At 59.2% G+C, this 15,466-nt stretch carries 17 protein-coding genes and 2 pseudogenes; 9 read left to right on the top strand and 10 right to left on the bottom strand.

Going from position 1 to position 15,466, the window contains the following annotated elements:
* Positions 1-121: 121 nt before the first annotated feature.
* The gene (locus tag AC1DVW_RS23035) at positions 122-1,024 is read right to left on the bottom strand and encodes a hypothetical protein (RefSeq protein ID WP_477326139.1); all 903 of its coding nucleotides are present in this window, start codon (positions 1,022-1,024) and stop codon (positions 122-124) included.
* A gap of 538 nt (positions 1,025-1,562) precedes the next feature.
* Here AC1DVW_RS23035 and AC1DVW_RS23030 point away from each other — a divergent pair.
* The gene (locus tag AC1DVW_RS23030) at positions 1,563-2,819 is read left to right on the top strand and encodes a phospholipase D family protein (RefSeq protein WP_477326137.1); all 1,257 of its coding nucleotides are present in this window, start codon (positions 1,563-1,565) and stop codon (positions 2,817-2,819) included.
* Positions 2,820-2,878: 59 nt separating this feature from the next.
* Here AC1DVW_RS23030 and AC1DVW_RS23025 read toward each other — a convergent pair whose 3' ends face one another.
* Complete coding sequence (locus AC1DVW_RS23025; RefSeq protein WP_477326135.1) at positions 2,879-3,850, bottom strand: SDR family oxidoreductase; 972 nt, start codon at positions 3,848-3,850, stop codon at positions 2,879-2,881.
* A 95-nt stretch (positions 3,851-3,945) separates the two neighbouring features.
* Entirely contained in the window at positions 3,946-5,208 is a 1,263-nt protein-coding gene (locus AC1DVW_RS23020) for a DUF763 domain-containing protein (RefSeq protein WP_477326133.1), read from the bottom strand.
* A gap of 169 nt (positions 5,209-5,377) precedes the next feature.
* Between AC1DVW_RS23020 and AC1DVW_RS23015 the strand changes: the two genes are divergently transcribed.
* Complete coding sequence (locus AC1DVW_RS23015) at positions 5,378-5,626, top strand: hypothetical protein (protein ID WP_477326278.1); 249 nt, start codon at positions 5,378-5,380, stop codon at positions 5,624-5,626.
* Between the two features lie 27 nt (positions 5,627-5,653).
* Here AC1DVW_RS23015 and AC1DVW_RS23010 read toward each other — a convergent pair.
* A pseudogene (locus AC1DVW_RS23010) lies at positions 5,654-5,782 on the bottom strand (DUF2934 domain-containing protein); the annotation flags it as partial.
* A 161-nt stretch (positions 5,783-5,943) separates the two neighbouring features.
* Here AC1DVW_RS23010 and AC1DVW_RS23005 point away from each other — a divergent pair.
* The gene (locus AC1DVW_RS23005; RefSeq protein ID WP_477326131.1) at positions 5,944-6,108 is read left to right on the top strand and encodes a hypothetical protein; all 165 of its coding nucleotides are present in this window, start codon (positions 5,944-5,946) and stop codon (positions 6,106-6,108) included.
* Positions 6,109-6,179: 71 nt separating this feature from the next.
* On the opposite strand, the gene AC1DVW_RS23000 is transcribed toward AC1DVW_RS23005, so the two are convergent.
* Positions 6,180-7,217, bottom strand: a complete 1,038-nt coding sequence (locus AC1DVW_RS23000; protein ID WP_477326129.1) for a YihY/virulence factor BrkB family protein — start codon at positions 7,215-7,217, stop codon at positions 6,180-6,182.
* Between the two features lie 304 nt (positions 7,218-7,521).
* Here AC1DVW_RS23000 and AC1DVW_RS22995 point away from each other — a divergent pair, with 304 nt between their 5' ends.
* Positions 7,522-8,679, top strand: coding sequence for an extracellular catalytic domain type 1 short-chain-length polyhydroxyalkanoate depolymerase (locus tag AC1DVW_RS22995; protein ID WP_477326127.1), 1,158 nt, complete (start codon positions 7,522-7,524; stop codon positions 8,677-8,679).
* Positions 8,680-8,746: 67 nt separating this feature from the next.
* Positions 8,747-8,998: a hypothetical protein gene (locus AC1DVW_RS22990; RefSeq protein ID WP_477326126.1), complete on the top strand. Its 252-nt coding sequence runs from the start codon at positions 8,747-8,749 to the stop codon at positions 8,996-8,998.
* Positions 8,999-9,111: 113 nt separating this feature from the next.
* Here AC1DVW_RS22990 and katE read toward each other — a convergent pair whose 3' ends face one another.
* Complete coding sequence (gene katE, locus AC1DVW_RS22985) at positions 9,112-11,223, bottom strand: catalase (protein ID WP_477326124.1); 2,112 nt, start codon at positions 11,221-11,223, stop codon at positions 9,112-9,114.
* Between the two features lie 193 nt (positions 11,224-11,416).
* Positions 11,417-11,707: a DUF982 domain-containing protein gene (locus AC1DVW_RS22980; protein ID WP_477326122.1), complete on the bottom strand. Its 291-nt coding sequence runs from the start codon at positions 11,705-11,707 to the stop codon at positions 11,417-11,419.
* 271 nt (positions 11,708-11,978) lie between these two features.
* On the opposite strand from AC1DVW_RS22980, the gene AC1DVW_RS22975 reads away from it, so the two are divergent.
* Entirely contained in the window at positions 11,979-12,194 is a 216-nt protein-coding gene (locus AC1DVW_RS22975) for a CsbD family protein (RefSeq protein WP_183445348.1), read from the top strand.
* Positions 12,195-12,680: 486 nt separating this feature from the next.
* Here AC1DVW_RS22975 and AC1DVW_RS22970 read toward each other — a convergent pair whose 3' ends face one another.
* Positions 12,681-13,250 carry a tetratricopeptide repeat protein gene (locus AC1DVW_RS22970; RefSeq protein WP_477326120.1) on the bottom strand — a complete coding sequence of 190 codons (570 nt, stop codon included), beginning with the start codon at positions 13,248-13,250 and terminating at the stop codon, positions 12,681-12,683.
* Positions 13,251-13,348: 98 nt separating this feature from the next.
* On the opposite strand from AC1DVW_RS22970, the pseudogene AC1DVW_RS22965 reads away from it, so the two are divergent.
* Positions 13,349-13,672, top strand: a pseudogene (locus tag AC1DVW_RS22965) (hypothetical protein); the annotation flags it as partial.
* Between the two features lie 599 nt (positions 13,673-14,271).
* Here the strand turns inward: AC1DVW_RS22965 and AC1DVW_RS22960 are convergent.
* Positions 14,272-14,430: a hypothetical protein gene (locus tag AC1DVW_RS22960; protein WP_477247943.1), complete on the bottom strand. Its 159-nt coding sequence runs from the start codon at positions 14,428-14,430 to the stop codon at positions 14,272-14,274.
* A 323-nt stretch (positions 14,431-14,753) separates the two neighbouring features.
* Between AC1DVW_RS22960 and AC1DVW_RS22955 the strand changes: the two genes are divergently transcribed.
* Together AC1DVW_RS22955 and AC1DVW_RS22950 are read left to right on the top strand one after the other, a co-directional pair.
* Entirely contained in the window at positions 14,754-14,957 is a 204-nt protein-coding gene (locus AC1DVW_RS22955) for a hypothetical protein (RefSeq protein WP_477326118.1), read from the top strand.
* A gap of 45 nt (positions 14,958-15,002) precedes the next feature.
* A complete protein-coding gene (locus tag AC1DVW_RS22950) occupies positions 15,003-15,191 on the top strand; it encodes a hypothetical protein (RefSeq protein ID WP_477326116.1) in 189 nt (62 codons plus the stop codon).
* A 9-nt stretch (positions 15,192-15,200) separates the two neighbouring features.
* Here the strand turns inward: AC1DVW_RS22950 and AC1DVW_RS22945 are convergent, their stop codons facing one another.
* Complete coding sequence (locus AC1DVW_RS22945; protein ID WP_477326114.1) at positions 15,201-15,362, bottom strand: hypothetical protein; 162 nt, start codon at positions 15,360-15,362, stop codon at positions 15,201-15,203.
* Positions 15,363-15,466 lie beyond the last annotated feature (104 nt).

The raw sequence follows: 15,466 nt of genomic DNA, 5'->3' as shown, positions 1-15,466 counted from the left end.
CTATTCGCACTGCCGACGTGGACCACCTGAAAATTGGTAGGTGCCCTGGCCGGCCGCGACGATGATTGAGAAAGGCGGACTTCGCGCCGCGCTTTCTCTTTCTTGAATTGAGCGGGCCGCTTTAGCGGTTGGTCAGGAAAACCGCTTCCTCCTCGTCGCGCTGCCTGCCGCCGAGGGCCGCCGCGGCACTGGCAATGAAGGCGCCGATGACCAGCGACAGCGCACCGAGCAGTGCAAAGGTGGCACTGCCCTTCCGTGCGGTGTCGGCGGCTTGCTTAGCCTTGACCTTGGCGTCCTCAACCTTGGCAATAAGCGCATCGACGCGGGCCTTGGCATCAGCTTCCGCCAAGCCGGTGCGGGCAGCCACCAGCTGCGCTAGATAGGTTTTGTCGTCGGCCGAAATCTCGCCTGCAGCAGCGCTGGCGATCAGGATGCGCGAAGCCTGCGCCGCGGCGTCGCTGTCCGGATTGACGGCTGCCAGCTTGGTTGCATCGGCCGGACGGAACAGCGAATCCACGAGATAGGATGTCGTATTGTCGGTCGATGCCCCGTTTACAGCACCCGCCGAAGCGCCCATCGCGGCACCCGATGCGACCGTGGACACGGCTTGCACGCCGGTTCCAACTACCGCCGACAGCGCCGAGCCGAGCACGCCGACGACGAGTAGCGTCGCCAGCGCCCAGGCCAGGAAGCCATGCGCGGTGTCGCGGAAATAGACCTCATCCGTGTGGATGCCGACCCATTTAGTGCGCAGCCGGCCAGCGAGATATCCGCCGACCCCTGACGAGAGCCACTGCACGATGACCAGCCAGATCCCGGTGGACACCGCGAAGGTGGTCACAGAAGCGCCGGAGCCGGACCACGGCGAAACCATGGTGAGCCCGAGCCCTGAGCCAAGCAGCATCAGGATGAAGGTCAGCGTCGAGGCCGCGAAGGCGCCGGCGATGATCGGTCCCCAGCTGACGGCGGTTGAAGAGGATTCGGTGGAAGTGGAAACATCGACAGCCGATAGGGTGGACTGCATTAACGCCTCCTACCGTGCAAAAAGCATGATGAGAATGATGATAGGAATCGGAATTCCGAGCAACCAGAGCAAGATCCCGCGACCCATGATCGCCTCCCGTAAATTGTTGCGATCCAATAACAATTCGTAAGCTGGTATTTCGTTCCGCAGTCCCTTGGCGAACGCGGTTTTGCATTCTTTATATAGACGACTTCGGCTGTAAGCTCCGCCATCTCCGCTTTATATCGGCTTCGTCAGTCGTGTAGCGATCCCCTTTCTTTGAAATAATCTGGCAAATCTAGGGAAGCATGGGCTGTGAGGGGATCAGGCAACTGCATATGCAACCAGATTACCCCTGAACGGTTCTTGCTATGATTTTAGGCAAGGCCGGCTGTGATCGCCGTCCAAAGGTGGTCATTTTTATGGACATATCCATTTCGCAAACCGCAGACGACAATATCAAGGCGGGAAAGAGCGGCTTGCTGCTTATCTCGGATACAATGACGCGCTTGCCGTGCGGGTGCTGGCGGCAAGAAGCTCAGTTCGCACCCTCGACCTCATGTACTACCTTTGGCACGATGACCACACCGGTCGCTTGCTTCTGCAGGAAGTTTTTCGGGCCGCTGAGCGGGGCGTGCAGGTGCGAATACTCCTTGACGACGTCAACTCGCGCAAAAACGATTCAGCATATCTGGCGTTGAACAAGCATCCCAACATCGAATTGAAGTTGTTCAATCCGAGCGGCATCAGGTCGGGCAGGATCATGCGTGGTGTGGAAGTGCTATTGCGGCTTTTTGCACTGACGCGGCGTATGCACAACAAGGCTTGGATCGCGGACGACAACATTGCCATTGTCGGCGGTCGGAATGTTGGCGATGCCTATTTCGATGCGGCGGAAACCAATTTCAGGGACCTCGACCTGCTGCTCCTCGGTCCTGCAGTGCAGCAAACGTCTCAAATTTTCGATGCTTTCTGGGCTTGCGAGGAAGCAAAGCCAATCGATGCACTCGGTTCAGCCGCCGAGCAGGGGAACGACAATTTGTTTGAAGGCATAGATCCCGAAACCGAATACTTGAACGGGATGGGGGACCGAGGATCCATCGCAGAGTTCATCGCGGCCAGCAACGATGTGCACTGGGTGGAACGAGTGCGGGTGATTTCCGATCCACCTGAGAAGGTGCGTGGTTGGAGACGTCGAAGCTGGCTCATGAAGGAGTTACGCCCCATCATTCAATCGGCGCGCGAATGTCTGGAAATAGTATCCCCCTACTTCATCCCTGGCAAAAGGGGTTCAGCGATATTGTTGGACCTGATCGGCAAGGGGGTCGGCGTTTCCGTTTTGACCAATTCCTTGGCCGCTACAGATGTCGCAGCGGTCCATGGGGCCTATGCAAACTATCGGAAGCGGCTGCTGAGAAATGGCGTCAAACTTTTCGAGCTTCAGCCCTTCAGCCGGCAGCCTGCGATCTCGGTATTTGGTTCCAAGGGCGCCAGTCTGCATACGAAAGCTTTCACGGTGGACGAAAAGACCGGTTTCGTCGGTTCCTTCAATTTCGACCCTCGATCAGTGTCTTTGAATTCGGAAATGGGCGTGCTCTTTGAGGATGAGAAATTAGTCGCGGGACTGCGGGATCGGTTTCAAACGGAAATCGCACCGGAAGCGAGCTATCGGCTCGAATTGAAAAACAATGTTCTGCATTGGCACGGCTGCGACGAAGGCAAGCTTCAGGACTATACCCATGAACCTGAAGCCGGAATTTCTCGCAGGGTCCTGGCGGCATTGGTCCGCCACCTTCCGATCGAATCTCAGCTGTAGCCAGTAAGATTGCACTCCGCCGGCCTATCTCCCTAAGCGGCTGCGGCGCCCTTGCCTGCTCAATACCCGCCTACAATCGGCAGGATCTCGCCGGTGATGTAACTCGAGCATTGCGATGAGGCAAAAAACACATACGCAGGCGCAATTTCTTCCGGTTGTGCCGGCCGCTTCATCGGCGTCTTCGCGCCGAACTGCGAGACATCCTCAGCCGTCTTTTCCGAAGGGTTGAGCGGCGTCCAAACCGGCCCGGGGGCCACCGCATTGACGCGGATGCCCCTGGGGATGAGATTGCCCGACAGCGCCCTCGTGAAAGCGTGGATGCCCCCCTTCGTCATCGAGTAGTCGACCAGTTGTTTCGAGCCGTCGATGCCGGTCACCGAACCGGTGTTGATGATGGCCGAGCCCGGCTTCATGTGCGCCACCGCTTCTTGCGCCATGTGGAAATAGCCGTAGAGATTGGTCTTCAGCGTCGTGTCGAAATGCTCTTCAGTGAGATCGGCGAAATCCGCGGAATGGACCTGGAAGGCAGCGTTGTTGACCAGTACGTCGAGCCCACCCAATTGTTTGACTGTTGTCGCCACGGCCCGGCGGCAAAAGGGGCGGCGGCAGACATCACCACGCAAGGTCAGGCAGCGCCGGCCTTCGGCCTCGACTGCCTGCTTGGTTACTTCGGCATCCCTGTCCTCCGACAAATAGACGATGGCGACATCGGCGCCTTCGCGCGCGAATAACACTGCGACAGCCCGGCCGATGCCTGAATCGCCGCCGGTGATCAGCGCCACCTTGCCGTCGAGCTTTTTCGAACCCTGCCAGAACGGCGCGTCATAGAGCGGCGCTGGCTTTATCTGCCACTCCTCGCCCGGTTTCGGGTGGTGTTGTTTCGGGAAAGGCGGTTCGGGATATTTTCGCGCGCCAGCCTGCATGGCGCCATCGAGTTTAGATTTCGCCTTCTTGCGGTCGTCGGCGTCGACCTTGCGTTGTACGCGACGTTGAGTCTGTGTTGCCTTCGAGGTGTCGGTTTTCGTCAGCATGAATTGCCTCCTTCGGTTTGAAAGGACAACGCATATGGGGCGAAAAGGTTTTCGTCGGTTCGCTGACGGCTCGGCACCGTCGGAAAAATATACGATCACACCTTCTTGCTTGACGTCGTCAGCGTTTCTTCCGGTGCAGGCTCCCATCCGAATACGCTACGGCCGCCGAGCAGATGCGATTGATCGAATTCTCCCGCGACAAATTCCTTGAGGCTGGGACCCGTGACATAGCGCTCGACTTGCCGAGATTGATTGTCCAGCCGACGCAAAGCTCCAAGCTCTTCGTCTCGTCCGAGCCTGGCCTTCTGAACCGCGGACTTCAAAACACCGATCGTCTCGTCGTAGACCTTGAGCGGCACCGGAAAGGGGTGCCTGTCCTTGCCGCCATGCGCCAGTGAAAAGCGCGCAGGGTCAGAGAAACGGCAAGGCGCGCCGTGCATGACTTCCGCCACCAGCGCCAGCGCCCGCACCGTACGTGCGCCTACACCTTGCACCATAAGCAGTTCTGCAAAATCCGAAGGCCCACGTTCGGCGGCGGCCGCTATGTTCCCGTGCAGGCGGCGCATCACGACATCACTTTCCCTGACATCGTGATGCGCAGGCATGACCAAGTGCGGTAGAAATGCCTGTGCGGGCTCCGGCGTTGGGCCGAGTTCGAACTTGGCGAATTCTTTGAGGATGCGGTCGGGCCCAAGATCGAGCAGGAGATCCAGCTGTCCCTTGCGGGATGCCTCGGCGCGATGATCCGTCAGGTTGATGATCTGGCCCTGGTTGGCGCCCTCGATCGCCGCATGCGGCTGGTCGACAAAGCTTTTCAGTCCTTCGGATAACCAGTGGTAGCGACGCGCGACCTTGCTATCGCCATTCATGCCTTGCTGCACCACGACCCAGTCGCCGTCATCGGTGACGATGAAGCCATGCAGATATAGATCGAACCCGTCCTGGACGGCAGCGCTATCCACCTTGGCAACCAGCCGACTGGCATTGGCCAAAGCTGTTCCGTCGAGGCCGACACGTTCGCCGATCAGTGCTAACTCGTGCGGAGTCTTTCGCGAATGCGCCCCTCGTCCGCCGCAGACGTGAATGCCAAGTTCGCCGGAGAGGGGAGTCAAACCGCGTTTCAAGGCGCCCACGACACTGGTCGTGATCCCTGATGAGTGCCAATCCATACCCATGACTGCGCCGAACGATTGAAACCAGAAGGGATGGGCAAGTCTGCGCAGCAGTTCGTTGCGTCCATAGTGATGGATAATCGCTTCGCACATGACAGCGCCAAGGCGCGTCATGCGGTCTCCGAGCCATTTCGGCACTCGCCCACCATGGAGCGGAAGATCGGCGCTTCCTGATCGTTGGGCCAACTTGTGCTGCCTGTGTTCTCTTCGCTGCCTTCGACAGATAGTCATCATCCGGTGGGCAGAGAGAAAGCTGTCTCATCGCGACGGGACCGCAGAGCGTGGGAAAGCGTTCCTCTTCTACCGCCAACGTTAAGAAGACGACGAACTGCCCAGCCGAGCGAGGTGAGCCGGCATGAGCAAGACGGGGTGCGCGATCGTTAGAGGCTTTGGAGGACGCCTGACAAGCCCTCGTTTCGGCGAATTTCTATTTGCTGAAATTCATCTTTTGTGTCGCCAAGCTCCGGGCAGCCTCTTCGATTGCCGCGCGGTCATTGCCGAGCCTGTCGATCAGGTCCTGCGCTTGTTGGCCGGTTATACCCGTTCGCATCGCCAGTGCCTCGACTGTCAAACGTCAGTGCTGGCAATCTCGCGGGTTTCCTGAGGACCTTCGCCCGCGGTGAAAAGGCAGTTCGGCCTCTTGATCAATTTCAGCTTCCGCTTGAAGCCACTGGCGCTGGTCAACGCCATGGGCACCACCTTCGCGTTCCCAGATTTCGTATGCCCGTTGCCGAATTTTTTCGTGCCGATCGTTTGCCATGTTGGTTCCTCTGAGCTGGTTTTTCACTCAACGCGGGGCACCGCCAAACGATCCGACACCAACCACAGATTTGAAAGGGTAGGACTCGCGGGCCGAGCTCCCGATCTGGAACGGACAGCTGGTTGAATCCGTTACTCCCGCTACAAACAGGAGATACGGACATGCCCACCAAGCAGAGAAAGAAAGACAATCGCCTCTCAGACAAGGAGGCAGTGCACATCGCGGAGACAACCGACGTGTCACCGCAGCAGGCCAAGGATCTTGTTGCGGAGCACGGGAAGGACAAGGGCAAGGAGGAGGCCAAGAACTTCAAGGCTGAGGGCTAGCGCGCGCGGGCTATGCTCCTTCAATTTTTTCCATCGCACACGGGCTACCTGCGTCCAGGGAAGATGCAGTGTCAGTCCGCAACCTTACCCACAGTGTCCGCGACGACCGCGCCACGCTTTCCCATGGGGAGCGCCGGACCCGTGGTCGAGTCGATCGCCGTCTGGTGCTCCATCTCTGCGTTGATTGCCGCACCGGCGATGAGGATGATGACTGAAATCCATGTCCACATCATCAAGCCGACGACGGCGCCGAGCGACCCGTATGTTGCGTTGTAGTTGGCGAAGTGCTGCAGATAGAACGAAAACAGCCACGATGCAGCGATCCACACTCCCGTCGCCGCCAGGGCCCCCCAACTCAGCCATCGCCATTTCGCGTGTTCGCGGCTTGGTCCGAAGCGATAGAGCAAGGAAATGCCCGTCAGCATTGCCACCACCAGGACAGGCCATCGCGATACCGCAACAAGCGTTTCCGTCCAGGCATCAAGGTAGAGAAAGCGCAACAGCGCGGGGACAACGCCCACCGTCAGCAACAGCACGATGCCAATGAATAAGGCTCCAACGGTGAACAAAATCGACATCAGATTTAAGGTGATGAAGCTGCGTTTCTCGCTTTCCTCGTAGGCGATATTCATTGCATCGAAAAGCGCCTTCATTCCGCTGTTGGCACTCCACAGCGCGATAGCCAGGCCGACGAAGAAACCGATCCCGAGGGCGCCCGGTTTCTGTGTGGCAAGGGCGTGCAACTGATCGCGAATGAGGTCTAGGCCTCCCGACGGCAACAAGCCGCCGAGATAGGCAACATGGTCCGCGACGGTGACCGGATCCGCGACAAAGCCATAAATCGAAATGAACGCCGCCAGCGCCGGAAACAGCGCGAGCAGGAGATAGAAGGTGGCTCCGGCGGCCACCAGGAGAACCCGATCCTTGTTGAACTCTTCCCAAAGTCGCCAGAAAATATCCTTCCAACCAAGCGCCGGAATTTCCGATGGCCAGTCAGCATCGCGCCCGCGATCGCCATGTTCCGACCTTAGCGCGCCCTTGCTGCCTTCCGTCGTTGACAGCGCGCGCCTGGCCGCTTCGGCATCGATCAACGAGGATCTGCTTTCCATCGCGTGATGGCTCCTTTCCGCCCTGCGCCGCTGTCTTGACCCAAAGGGTCTTTGCGCCTGATCTCAGTGCCGGGCCGCGTCTGCATCTCTGACGATCGCCTTGCTGAAATTCTTTACCTTGGCCAAATGGGATTTCCTTCTTTGCCCAACGATAACGCAATCCGATTGTTCCACGCGCTGGTCAGGGTGGCCCTCTCTCCGCTGACTGTGAGTAAGCTTGTTATTGTGCACTGCAGCAACGATATTGCTGCAATCGCGTTGTGTGCGATGCCATCCCGGCCAGCAAGGATATCGATTTGCGAACATGTCAGATACGATCGCGCGGCTGAGCGCGATGCGCGGCCGACCCATCGCTTCCGGACAGCACCATGACGATCGGCTGTCTGATGTGACCGGGTTTGGTTCCAATCCCGGCGCTTTGCGTGCACGCCTCTACGTTCCCGAAAACCTGCCGGAGGGCGCGGCACTGGTCGTCGTCCTGCATGGCTGTACCCAGAGCGCAGCCGGTTATGATCATGGTTCCGGCTGGTCGCAACTCGCGACAGAGCAGGGGTTTGCGGTCCTCTTCCCGGAGCAGCAGCGCGCCAACAATGCCAATCTTTGCTTCAACTGGTTTGCCCCTGGAGATATCAGGCGCGACAGCGGCGAAGCGCTGTCCATCCGCCAGATGATCGAGGCAGCAGTGGTCGCGCATGGGCTCGACCGCAAGCGCATCTTCATCACCGGCCTTTCCGCCGGCGGCGCCATGACGACAGCGATGCTCGCGGCCTATCCGGAAGTGTTCGCCGGCGGCGCAATCGTTGCCGGACTGGCCTACGGCAGTGCGGCGACCATCCCGGAAGCCTTCGACCGTATGCGTGGCCATGGCGGCCCGTCCAGGGCCGAACTGCAACGGCGCTTGCGCGAAGCCTCGCCACACAAAGGCTCCTGGCCGAAGATTTCGGTCTGGCAAGGCTCGGCCGACAATACTGTTGTGCCGTCCAATGCAGATGCGATTCTCGCGCAATGGCATGGCGCTCACGGCGTGACCACCAGCCCGACACGCGTCGAGACGGTCGATGGCCAGACACGGCAGGTCTGGTGCGACAGGAGCGGCCGCGAACTGATCGAGAAATATACCATTGCCGGCATGGGCCATGGGACGCCACTCCAGACGACCGGCGATGGCGGCTTGGGCAGGGCTGGGCCGTTCATGCTGGAGGTCGGGATTTCCTCAACGCGCCACATAGCTCGCTTCTGGAATCTCGCGAAGTCAGCTGCACGGCGCGCGGCGACCACGGAGACCGTGTCGGCGATGCCCGCTTCCGCCACCGCCTTAAGGACTTACAGCGTCGCTGAAAAGCCGCGCGCTGTGCGCATCGATCCCGTCACGGAAGCGCGGCTTGGTGATGCGTGCGGTTCAGCCGCTGGCATCACCAAGGTCATCGAGGATGCCCTGCGCGCCGCAGGCTTGATGCGCTAGCCATCCGCTCGCGGACATTGGAACTCAGCGCAACAGCGGGAGTTGTGCTCCAGCAATGGAGGACGAAATGACCAAAGAGCCCAAAACGAACGATTTGACCAAGACGCAGACGCTGCACGGCAAAGCCTTCCAGGTGAATGAAAACAGCGTTGAAGACGGAGAGCCGATCGGATCGCAAGCGCCGCCACAAGTGCCGCAAAGCGAGGATTCCAGCAGCAAGCGAAATCGCACGAAGCTGCATGGCAAAGCCTTCCAGGTGAACGAAAACACCGTCGAAGACGGAGAGCCAATCGCGTCGACATCGTCCAAACGCGTTTGAATTGCGTCGTTGCAACAATCTGGCAGTTTTGGCTTATTTTTGGAGGAGGGGCAGGTCCAATGCGGACCTGCCCCTTTTTGCGACCTAATCTGAACGCGGGAGCGCGGCTGGACCTACGACATTTTGACCTTAGGCTCCCGATCCCACAGGCGCAATGCGCCCAGCTCGCCAAGAAAGCCGGTAACGTCTTTTGGGCTGGACAATGCAATGACACCCTTGTCGAGACTGTCCGCGATGCCGGCCTTCTCGAAAAGCGCCGTTGCCGCTTCGACGTAGCCAATGAATTTGCAGTGCGCGAAAGCATCGGCGACGAAATCACGGGCGGTCGATTCCTTCACCAGACTGGCGATCGCGGCCTGCGAGGGCAGCAGCGCCACCGCGTCGTAGAGGACAGATGGAGCGCCCGCCAGCATCTGATCCGCCTCGATCAGACTACCGTCGCTGGCCTTGGCGCCGCCAACCTTCGGAGCGATGATCTCGAAACTGGCGCCGGCCTTGGCAAATGCCGAGGTCAGGGCCTTGAGCAGCGCCGCGTCGGTGCCGTCGGTGACGAGGATTCCGAGCTTGCGGCCCTTGAACTGCTGAGGACCATTTTCCAGGATGCTGAGTGATGGCGCGGCGCCAAGATCCTGGGTGGCAACAGCCGCATCGGCCGGTTTCGGCATCGCCTTCAATCCGAGATCGGCAGCAACCTTCCTGGCGAGCCCATCGTCTATGTTGAGAAGGTGCGACACCATCCGTTCGCGAATGACCGGCGTCTTCACCTTGCTCAGTTCGAATGTCAAAGCAGCCGCGATGTGTCCTTGCTCTGTCGGTGTCTGGCTGATGTAGAACTGCCGGGCCTGGCTGTAGTGGTCGGCAAAGCTCTCGGCGCGAATGCGCTGCTTGGGACCTTCTTCCGCCTCGGCAAAGGAACGGAATCCACGCTGGGGCGACTCCCGCGGCCCTTCGCCGAAGGAATTCGGTTGATAGTTCACCCGGCCGACCGGATTGCGCATGGCCATGTGGCCATCCTGCTGGAAATGATGGAACGGGCACTTTGGCGCGTTGATTGGAATATGCGTGAAATTGGGTCCGCCGAGCCGTTTTATCTGCGTATCGAGGTAGGAAAAATTCCGTCCTTGCAGCAAAGGGTCGTTGGAGAAATCGATGCCAGGCGGAACATTCTGCGTCATGAACGCGACCTGTTCGGTCTCGGCGAAGAAATTGTCGGGCATGCGGTCGAGCACGAGGCGACCGACCGGGACAGGCGCCAGGATTTCCTCGGGGATCAGCTTGGTGGCATCCAGCACATCGAAGTCGAAGCTGTCGGCAAACGCCTGGTCGAACAGTTGCAGCTGCAACTCCCACTCCGGAAAATTGCCGGCCTGGATCGACTCCCACAGGTCGCGGCGATGAAAGTCAGGATCGGCGCCATTGATCTTCACCGCCTCGTTCCAAGCCACCGATTGCATGCCGAGCTTGGGCTTCCAGTGGAATTTGACGAAGGTGGATTCGTCCTTGGCATTGACCATCCTGAAAGTGTGAACGCCGAAGCCTTCCATGAAGCGCAAGGAGCGTGGGATGGCCCGGTCCGACATCACCCACATGATCATGTGCATGCTTTCCGGTGTCAGCGAGATGAAATCCCAGAAATTATCATGCGCCGACTGCGCCTGCGGGAAGCCGCGATCAGGCTCTTCCTTGACCGAATGGACGAGATCGGGAAACTTGATGGCGTCCTGAATGAAGAACACCGGGATGTTGTTGCCGACAATGTCCCAATTGCCTTCCTGGGTGTAGAGCTTGACGGCGAACCCGCGCACGTCGCGCGCCAGATCGGCCGATCCCTTGCTGCCGGCGACAGTGGAGAAGCGCACGAAWGCCGGCGTCTTCTCACCGGCGCGCTGGAAGATGTCGGCGCGGGTGTATTTGGCCAGCGATTCATAGGTTTCAAAATAGCCGTGGGCACCGTAGCCGCGCGCATGGACGACGCGCTCCGGGATGCGCTCGTGGTCGAAATGGAAGATCTTCTCGCGGAAATGGAAGTCTTCGAGGACCGTGGGGCCGCGCGCGCCGATCTTCAGCGAATTCTGGTCATCCGACACTGGGCCACCTTGTGCCGTGGTCAGCATCGGCACATCGCCTTCGGCCGTCTGGTGAAGTTCGCCGCCTTCGCCGCGCATCAGCTTTTGATCGTGAATGGCAGCCAGCGTGCCGTTCGGGTTGCGCGACGACTTGGCCATGGCATCTTCCTTCTGAGTGGTGCGGGGTTGCACGTCTTCACAATGCTGCGTCTGGCAAGCGGTTCCGCCCATTTGGCGATTAACTGCGCCGATACTGGTGATCTCTTCAGGTCATCTGCGGAAGTCGCTTCACCTGATCCATGCGCAGTAGAAAGCAGAGGCGGAAGCCGGCTGACACTCTACCAATCGGCTGTCACCTGGTCACCGGCAACGTCAAATCATCCAGCATGCCAAGCGCCGAGCTGGGTTTGGTCGGCTGCAGAAGTCCCTGCTTGGAAGCCGCGTTCTTGAAAGCGTCGAAGGCCACCGCCGGCTTGCAAATTCCGTCTTTCGCAGCTGCCAGCAGACGAGAGGCTTCGTGATATGTTGCGGCCTCCTTGTTCCGCCATTGGCACGCCAGCGCTTTCTGGGCATCAGCGATGGATGAAACCACCATCGTGGTTCCGTCTACAAATCGGATATTGAGAGGAAGAAATCTACTCATGTGACCTGGTTCCCTGGATGCCTCGGGGCGTGGTTTTCATTAGAACGGGCGTTAACGCCGAAGGCCCAAGCTGGTTGCATCGTCGAAACGAAAGCCGAGTGGGAAGCGAGTCGCGCTAGTCTGCCAGCAATCGAAGCGACCACAGTCATGAAGCCGGCTAATCCGCCCAGGTCGGAGGCGCGTGATCGGTTCAATCCCGCCGTGGAGGAACCTCCTCCTTGCCGCAACGTTCTGAATGAGTTGATTAACCCCTCTAGGAGCGCACATCGTCATGGGAAGCACAAGCGACAAAGCCGCCGGCCTTGCAAATCAGGCAGCCGGCAACGTGAAGCAGGGCGTCGGCAAGGCCGTTGGCAATGACAGGCTGAGGGCGGAAGGCGCAGCCCAGGAAGCGAAGGGCAAAGTCCAGAAGGCTGTTGGCGATGTGAAGTCCGCAGTCAAGGACGCGACAAACAAGACGGCGGCAGCGATCAATAAGAAGCTGTGAGCTTCGAGAAGGGTCAGCGAATCTACGCAGGCCCTTTTCCGACCAATCCAATTCAAGGCTCCAACTCAGCTGCAACCCGCTCGAGCACGCTTCGCGGTTGGTCGACGATCACATCACCGTGGCTAACGATGACGCGTACGAGGCCTGGTTCGTTCGCCCATTTGCGAAAACCTCCCGCGAGCGCTTTTCGATCCTTCACAAACATCCATTTACCAATTCGCGGGATCCTCGGACGATTGACACCGAAGCTCAGCACGCGTGCCATAATGTGAGCGCCAATCCCGTGCGGATGACGCACATGGGCAAGTATGTCGTTGATCACGAGGGTCGTGCGTATTGTCCCGCCGCGCTTGAACCATACCAAACTAAGCGCGGATTCCTTGAAGCGATGAACGACCCTACTACGCCAACTGCCTACGCTCACCGCCAAACAATAGGCGTCCTATTTGGGCCGTAAGCAGATTGGCAGCTTCACGGTGCGGACCGTCAAAACCGATGATTCAGGTGGGCGTGGGCATCGTCGTAATCTGACCCCGATGAGGACCCAATTTGCATATAAACCGGAAGGCCAACCTTGCTGAGGCCCTCGGATAGGTGGTCAACGTCGGCCTGATCGCGGAAGGGGAGCCGTCTAACATGCTCGGTAAAGGAGTATTTCGGATTGATCTCCATCAGTTCGCGCCAGATCCGGCCGGCTTCCTCGGCCTCGTCCAAATGGCCGAGCGCGACAGCAAGAAAGGCGCGAGAGAGGTCGGTCTTCGGGGCGAGCTGTATACGCTCCCTGAATAGCGCCGAGGCAGCTTCCAATTTGCCGGCGACAAGATAGGCAGAGCCGAGAAAGTGGATGTATAGCTGCTTCAACGCGGGATCGAGCCGGATGGCTTGTTCGATATGAGGAATAGCCGCGAGGGGCTGGCCGCCATAGATGTTGACGATGCCGCGCGAGTTGTGCGCCTGAGCGTAGTTCGGATTGAGATTCAGCGCCGCGTCCGCTTCAGCCGCGGATCGGTCGAGATCCTTTTTCCACAAGTAGAAGACCGAGGCGACGTAGTGCACGAAGGCAACCTGCGGACTTTTCTGCAAGGCCAAGTCGACATGGCGCTCGGCCTTTTCAAGCGACTCGCTCCAGCCATCCGTCCAATGGAACTGCCAGTTTCAGCGTCACGAGCGTGATCGCAGGCCTTGCCGTTTTCGCGCTTGGCGCGCTGGCTGTGGCTGGCGATTATCGAGCCGCTTCCGCCGGAGGGGCGGCACTGGCGGCTGTTCTTGCCAGCCGCGAGATCCCGCACGGCCTCCTGAAGCGACTGACCTGGATTGAACTTCGTTCGGCGTTGATCCTGGCGGTGATGACCGCGATCATCTTGCCCTTGTTGCCAAACCGGACGATTGACCCATGAGGCGGTTTCAATCCGTGGGAGGTCTGGTTCCTGACGGTGCTGATGGCATCGATTTCGTTCGCCGGCTATGTGGCTGTCCGAAGCTAATGTGTGCAGCATTATCCACTGGAGCCGGTCGCTGGGTACTGCGCTCAGAACAAAAAAGCCCGCCGGCCGAAGCCAGCGGGCGAGTTTCTACGGGGTGGAGGAGCGATGGGAGTCGATCCGGCACATTAAAGCGCGAGAAGGTAATACGTTCCGCATGGCGCCTGCAGCTACACGCCAGCGCGCGTTTCCGCCGGCCGCTCCCCCTTTCGGATTAATTGCGCTTACCCTTAGCTTGAGCGCATGTTTGGTTAGCTAGCCCCTCGAAGCCAGCTGGTCAGCCCCAGCGGCTTCCAGCTGCCAGTCCCCCTCGCAACCAAGCCGCTGGGTCGCCCCGCAAAAAATCCGCTCCCGTCAGCGCGTCACCTTTCGGCGTGATCTCCTCGATCTGTGCCTTGTCGCCGATCTCCTCGGGCTTCCGCGATCACACCATAGGCTAACGCGATCCCGCAGTTCACAATACAACTACAAGCGGTTGATTCCTTTGGGATGTAGCCGCTCCCATCAGAGGTCCGTCGCGTGGGGGCACGCGGCGGGCTGCTGGTGGCCGGCGGAGCCGGGGTGAGGTTGCGCAAGAATCGGGTTTTGACGGCGTGTCATCCACCGTATTGAACGCGCCGCTCGACCCGCGCCTGGTCGCCGATTTCCTTTGCCTTGGCCAGAGCTTGGTTTATGTCTGTCGTGGTCAAGACAGTCCGCCAGTGCGGCGCCTCAAAAACGCTCACGATGTAGGTTGTCACCGGCATCCCGGTCATGCGATCGCTCCCCTACCGCCACGCCCGCGTCATGGTTCCGCGAGTGCTCATGGGGCCATTAAAGCGGAACCAGGCGTTAGGTTCCGTGATCCCGGTCACGGACCGTCTTTAGCCTTGGCATAGGCGCTCGGCCGCGGATCACCCCGACTTTCTTGCCGCCGCACTTGGCGCATTCCAGCTTTGGAATGAGGTCATCGGCCCTTGCCAGCGCATTGGGTCGGAACCGATCTCGAAGCTTCAGGTTTCATCTATATTAGCTTCCGTTTGACGAAGCCGGCGACCGCGCCAGATTCCCTAAATGGGCACAGAGGATGGAAATTCCCATGGCTTCGACCGCAGCGTTGATCTGGTATCTGGTAATCGCCGGTCCGCAGGGGGGAATAGTCATTTTGCCCAGCTCTTTCGACACACGGGAACAATGCGCTGCCGCCATCACCGAATATCAGAAGCAGCCAGCGTCGGCCGGTTGGTCGCTGCAGTGCGTGCCGAGCGCGTCACCTTTTGTCAACAACGGGTCGGCGGAGTAAGTGAGATGCCTTGGACGCGATGAAGGACCAACGAGGATCGCAGCGGTGGCCTACACGGTGATTTGGTACGGGAAACAGGGCATCGTTGAAAAGGTGCCCTTCGACGCCGAGAAAGCCGCGCGGGATCACGCCCTCGCGACTTTTCCCGCTCGCAAGGAGATTGACGGTATCGTGGCGGTGGAAGTTTGCAAGGACGACGGCGCGGTTATGTTCAGCCTGGCAGGTGGAAACTAGGGCTTTTTCTTACCTTGTTGGATTTCCCTTGCTTCCCCTCAAGATTGACGCGAAATCAAAGCCTACCATCGAGACGAGTTCGCGAATCTGATCCTCGGTGACGCCTGACGCCAAAGCCAAAGCTCGAACACTTTCCGCATTCAGTTCCGGCCGTCGAGTTTCATCGGCCATGATCTTTTCCTTTGCCCTTTTTGGGTAGAAGCTCCAGGCGGCTGATTGGTTCCTGCTCCATCGCCTGGTTCGATCACCGTGCGCCACTGCGGCTTCTCGAAAAC

Source organism: Mesorhizobium sp. P3_B5, from assembly GCF_056402815.1.
This window is presented reverse-complemented; position numbering and strand designations above follow the sequence as displayed.

What these genes read in the sequence shown, in the direction of transcription:
- AC1DVW_RS22975 (WP_183445348.1), top strand. Translation starts at nt 11,979, where the DNA reads ATGGGAAGCACAAGCGACAAAGCCGCCGGCCTTGCAAATCAGGCAGCC.
- AC1DVW_RS23005 (WP_477326131.1), top strand. Translation starts at nt 5,944, where the DNA reads ATGCCCACCAAGCAGAGAAAGAAAGACAATCGCCTCTCAGACAAGGAG.
- AC1DVW_RS23035 (WP_477326139.1), bottom strand. Translation starts at nt 1,024, where the DNA reads ATGCAGTCCACCCTATCGGCTGTCGATGTTTCCACTTCCACCGAATCC.
- AC1DVW_RS22990 (WP_477326126.1), top strand. Translation starts at nt 8,747, where the DNA reads ATGACCAAAGAGCCCAAAACGAACGATTTGACCAAGACGCAGACGCTG.
- AC1DVW_RS23025 (WP_477326135.1), bottom strand. Translation starts at nt 3,850, where the DNA reads ATGCTGACGAAAACCGACACCTCGAAGGCAACACAGACTCAACGTCGC.
- AC1DVW_RS22955 (WP_477326118.1), top strand. Translation starts at nt 14,754, where the DNA reads ATGGCTTCGACCGCAGCGTTGATCTGGTATCTGGTAATCGCCGGTCCG.
- AC1DVW_RS23030 (WP_477326137.1), top strand. Translation starts at nt 1,563, where the DNA reads ATGTACTACCTTTGGCACGATGACCACACCGGTCGCTTGCTTCTGCAG.
- AC1DVW_RS23015 (WP_477326278.1), top strand. Translation starts at nt 5,378, where the DNA reads ATGAGCAAGACGGGGTGCGCGATCGTTAGAGGCTTTGGAGGACGCCTG.
- AC1DVW_RS22945 (WP_477326114.1), bottom strand. Translation starts at nt 15,362, where the DNA reads ATGGCCGATGAAACTCGACGGCCGGAACTGAATGCGGAAAGTGTTCGA.
- AC1DVW_RS22960 (WP_477247943.1), bottom strand. Translation starts at nt 14,430, where the DNA reads ATGACCGGGATGCCGGTGACAACCTACATCGTGAGCGTTTTTGAGGCG.
- AC1DVW_RS22980 (WP_477326122.1), bottom strand. Translation starts at nt 11,707, where the DNA reads ATGAGTAGATTTCTTCCTCTCAATATCCGATTTGTAGACGGAACCACG.
- AC1DVW_RS23000 (WP_477326129.1), bottom strand. Translation starts at nt 7,217, where the DNA reads ATGGAAAGCAGATCCTCGTTGATCGATGCCGAAGCGGCCAGGCGCGCG.
- AC1DVW_RS22995 (WP_477326127.1), top strand. Translation starts at nt 7,522, where the DNA reads ATGTCAGATACGATCGCGCGGCTGAGCGCGATGCGCGGCCGACCCATC.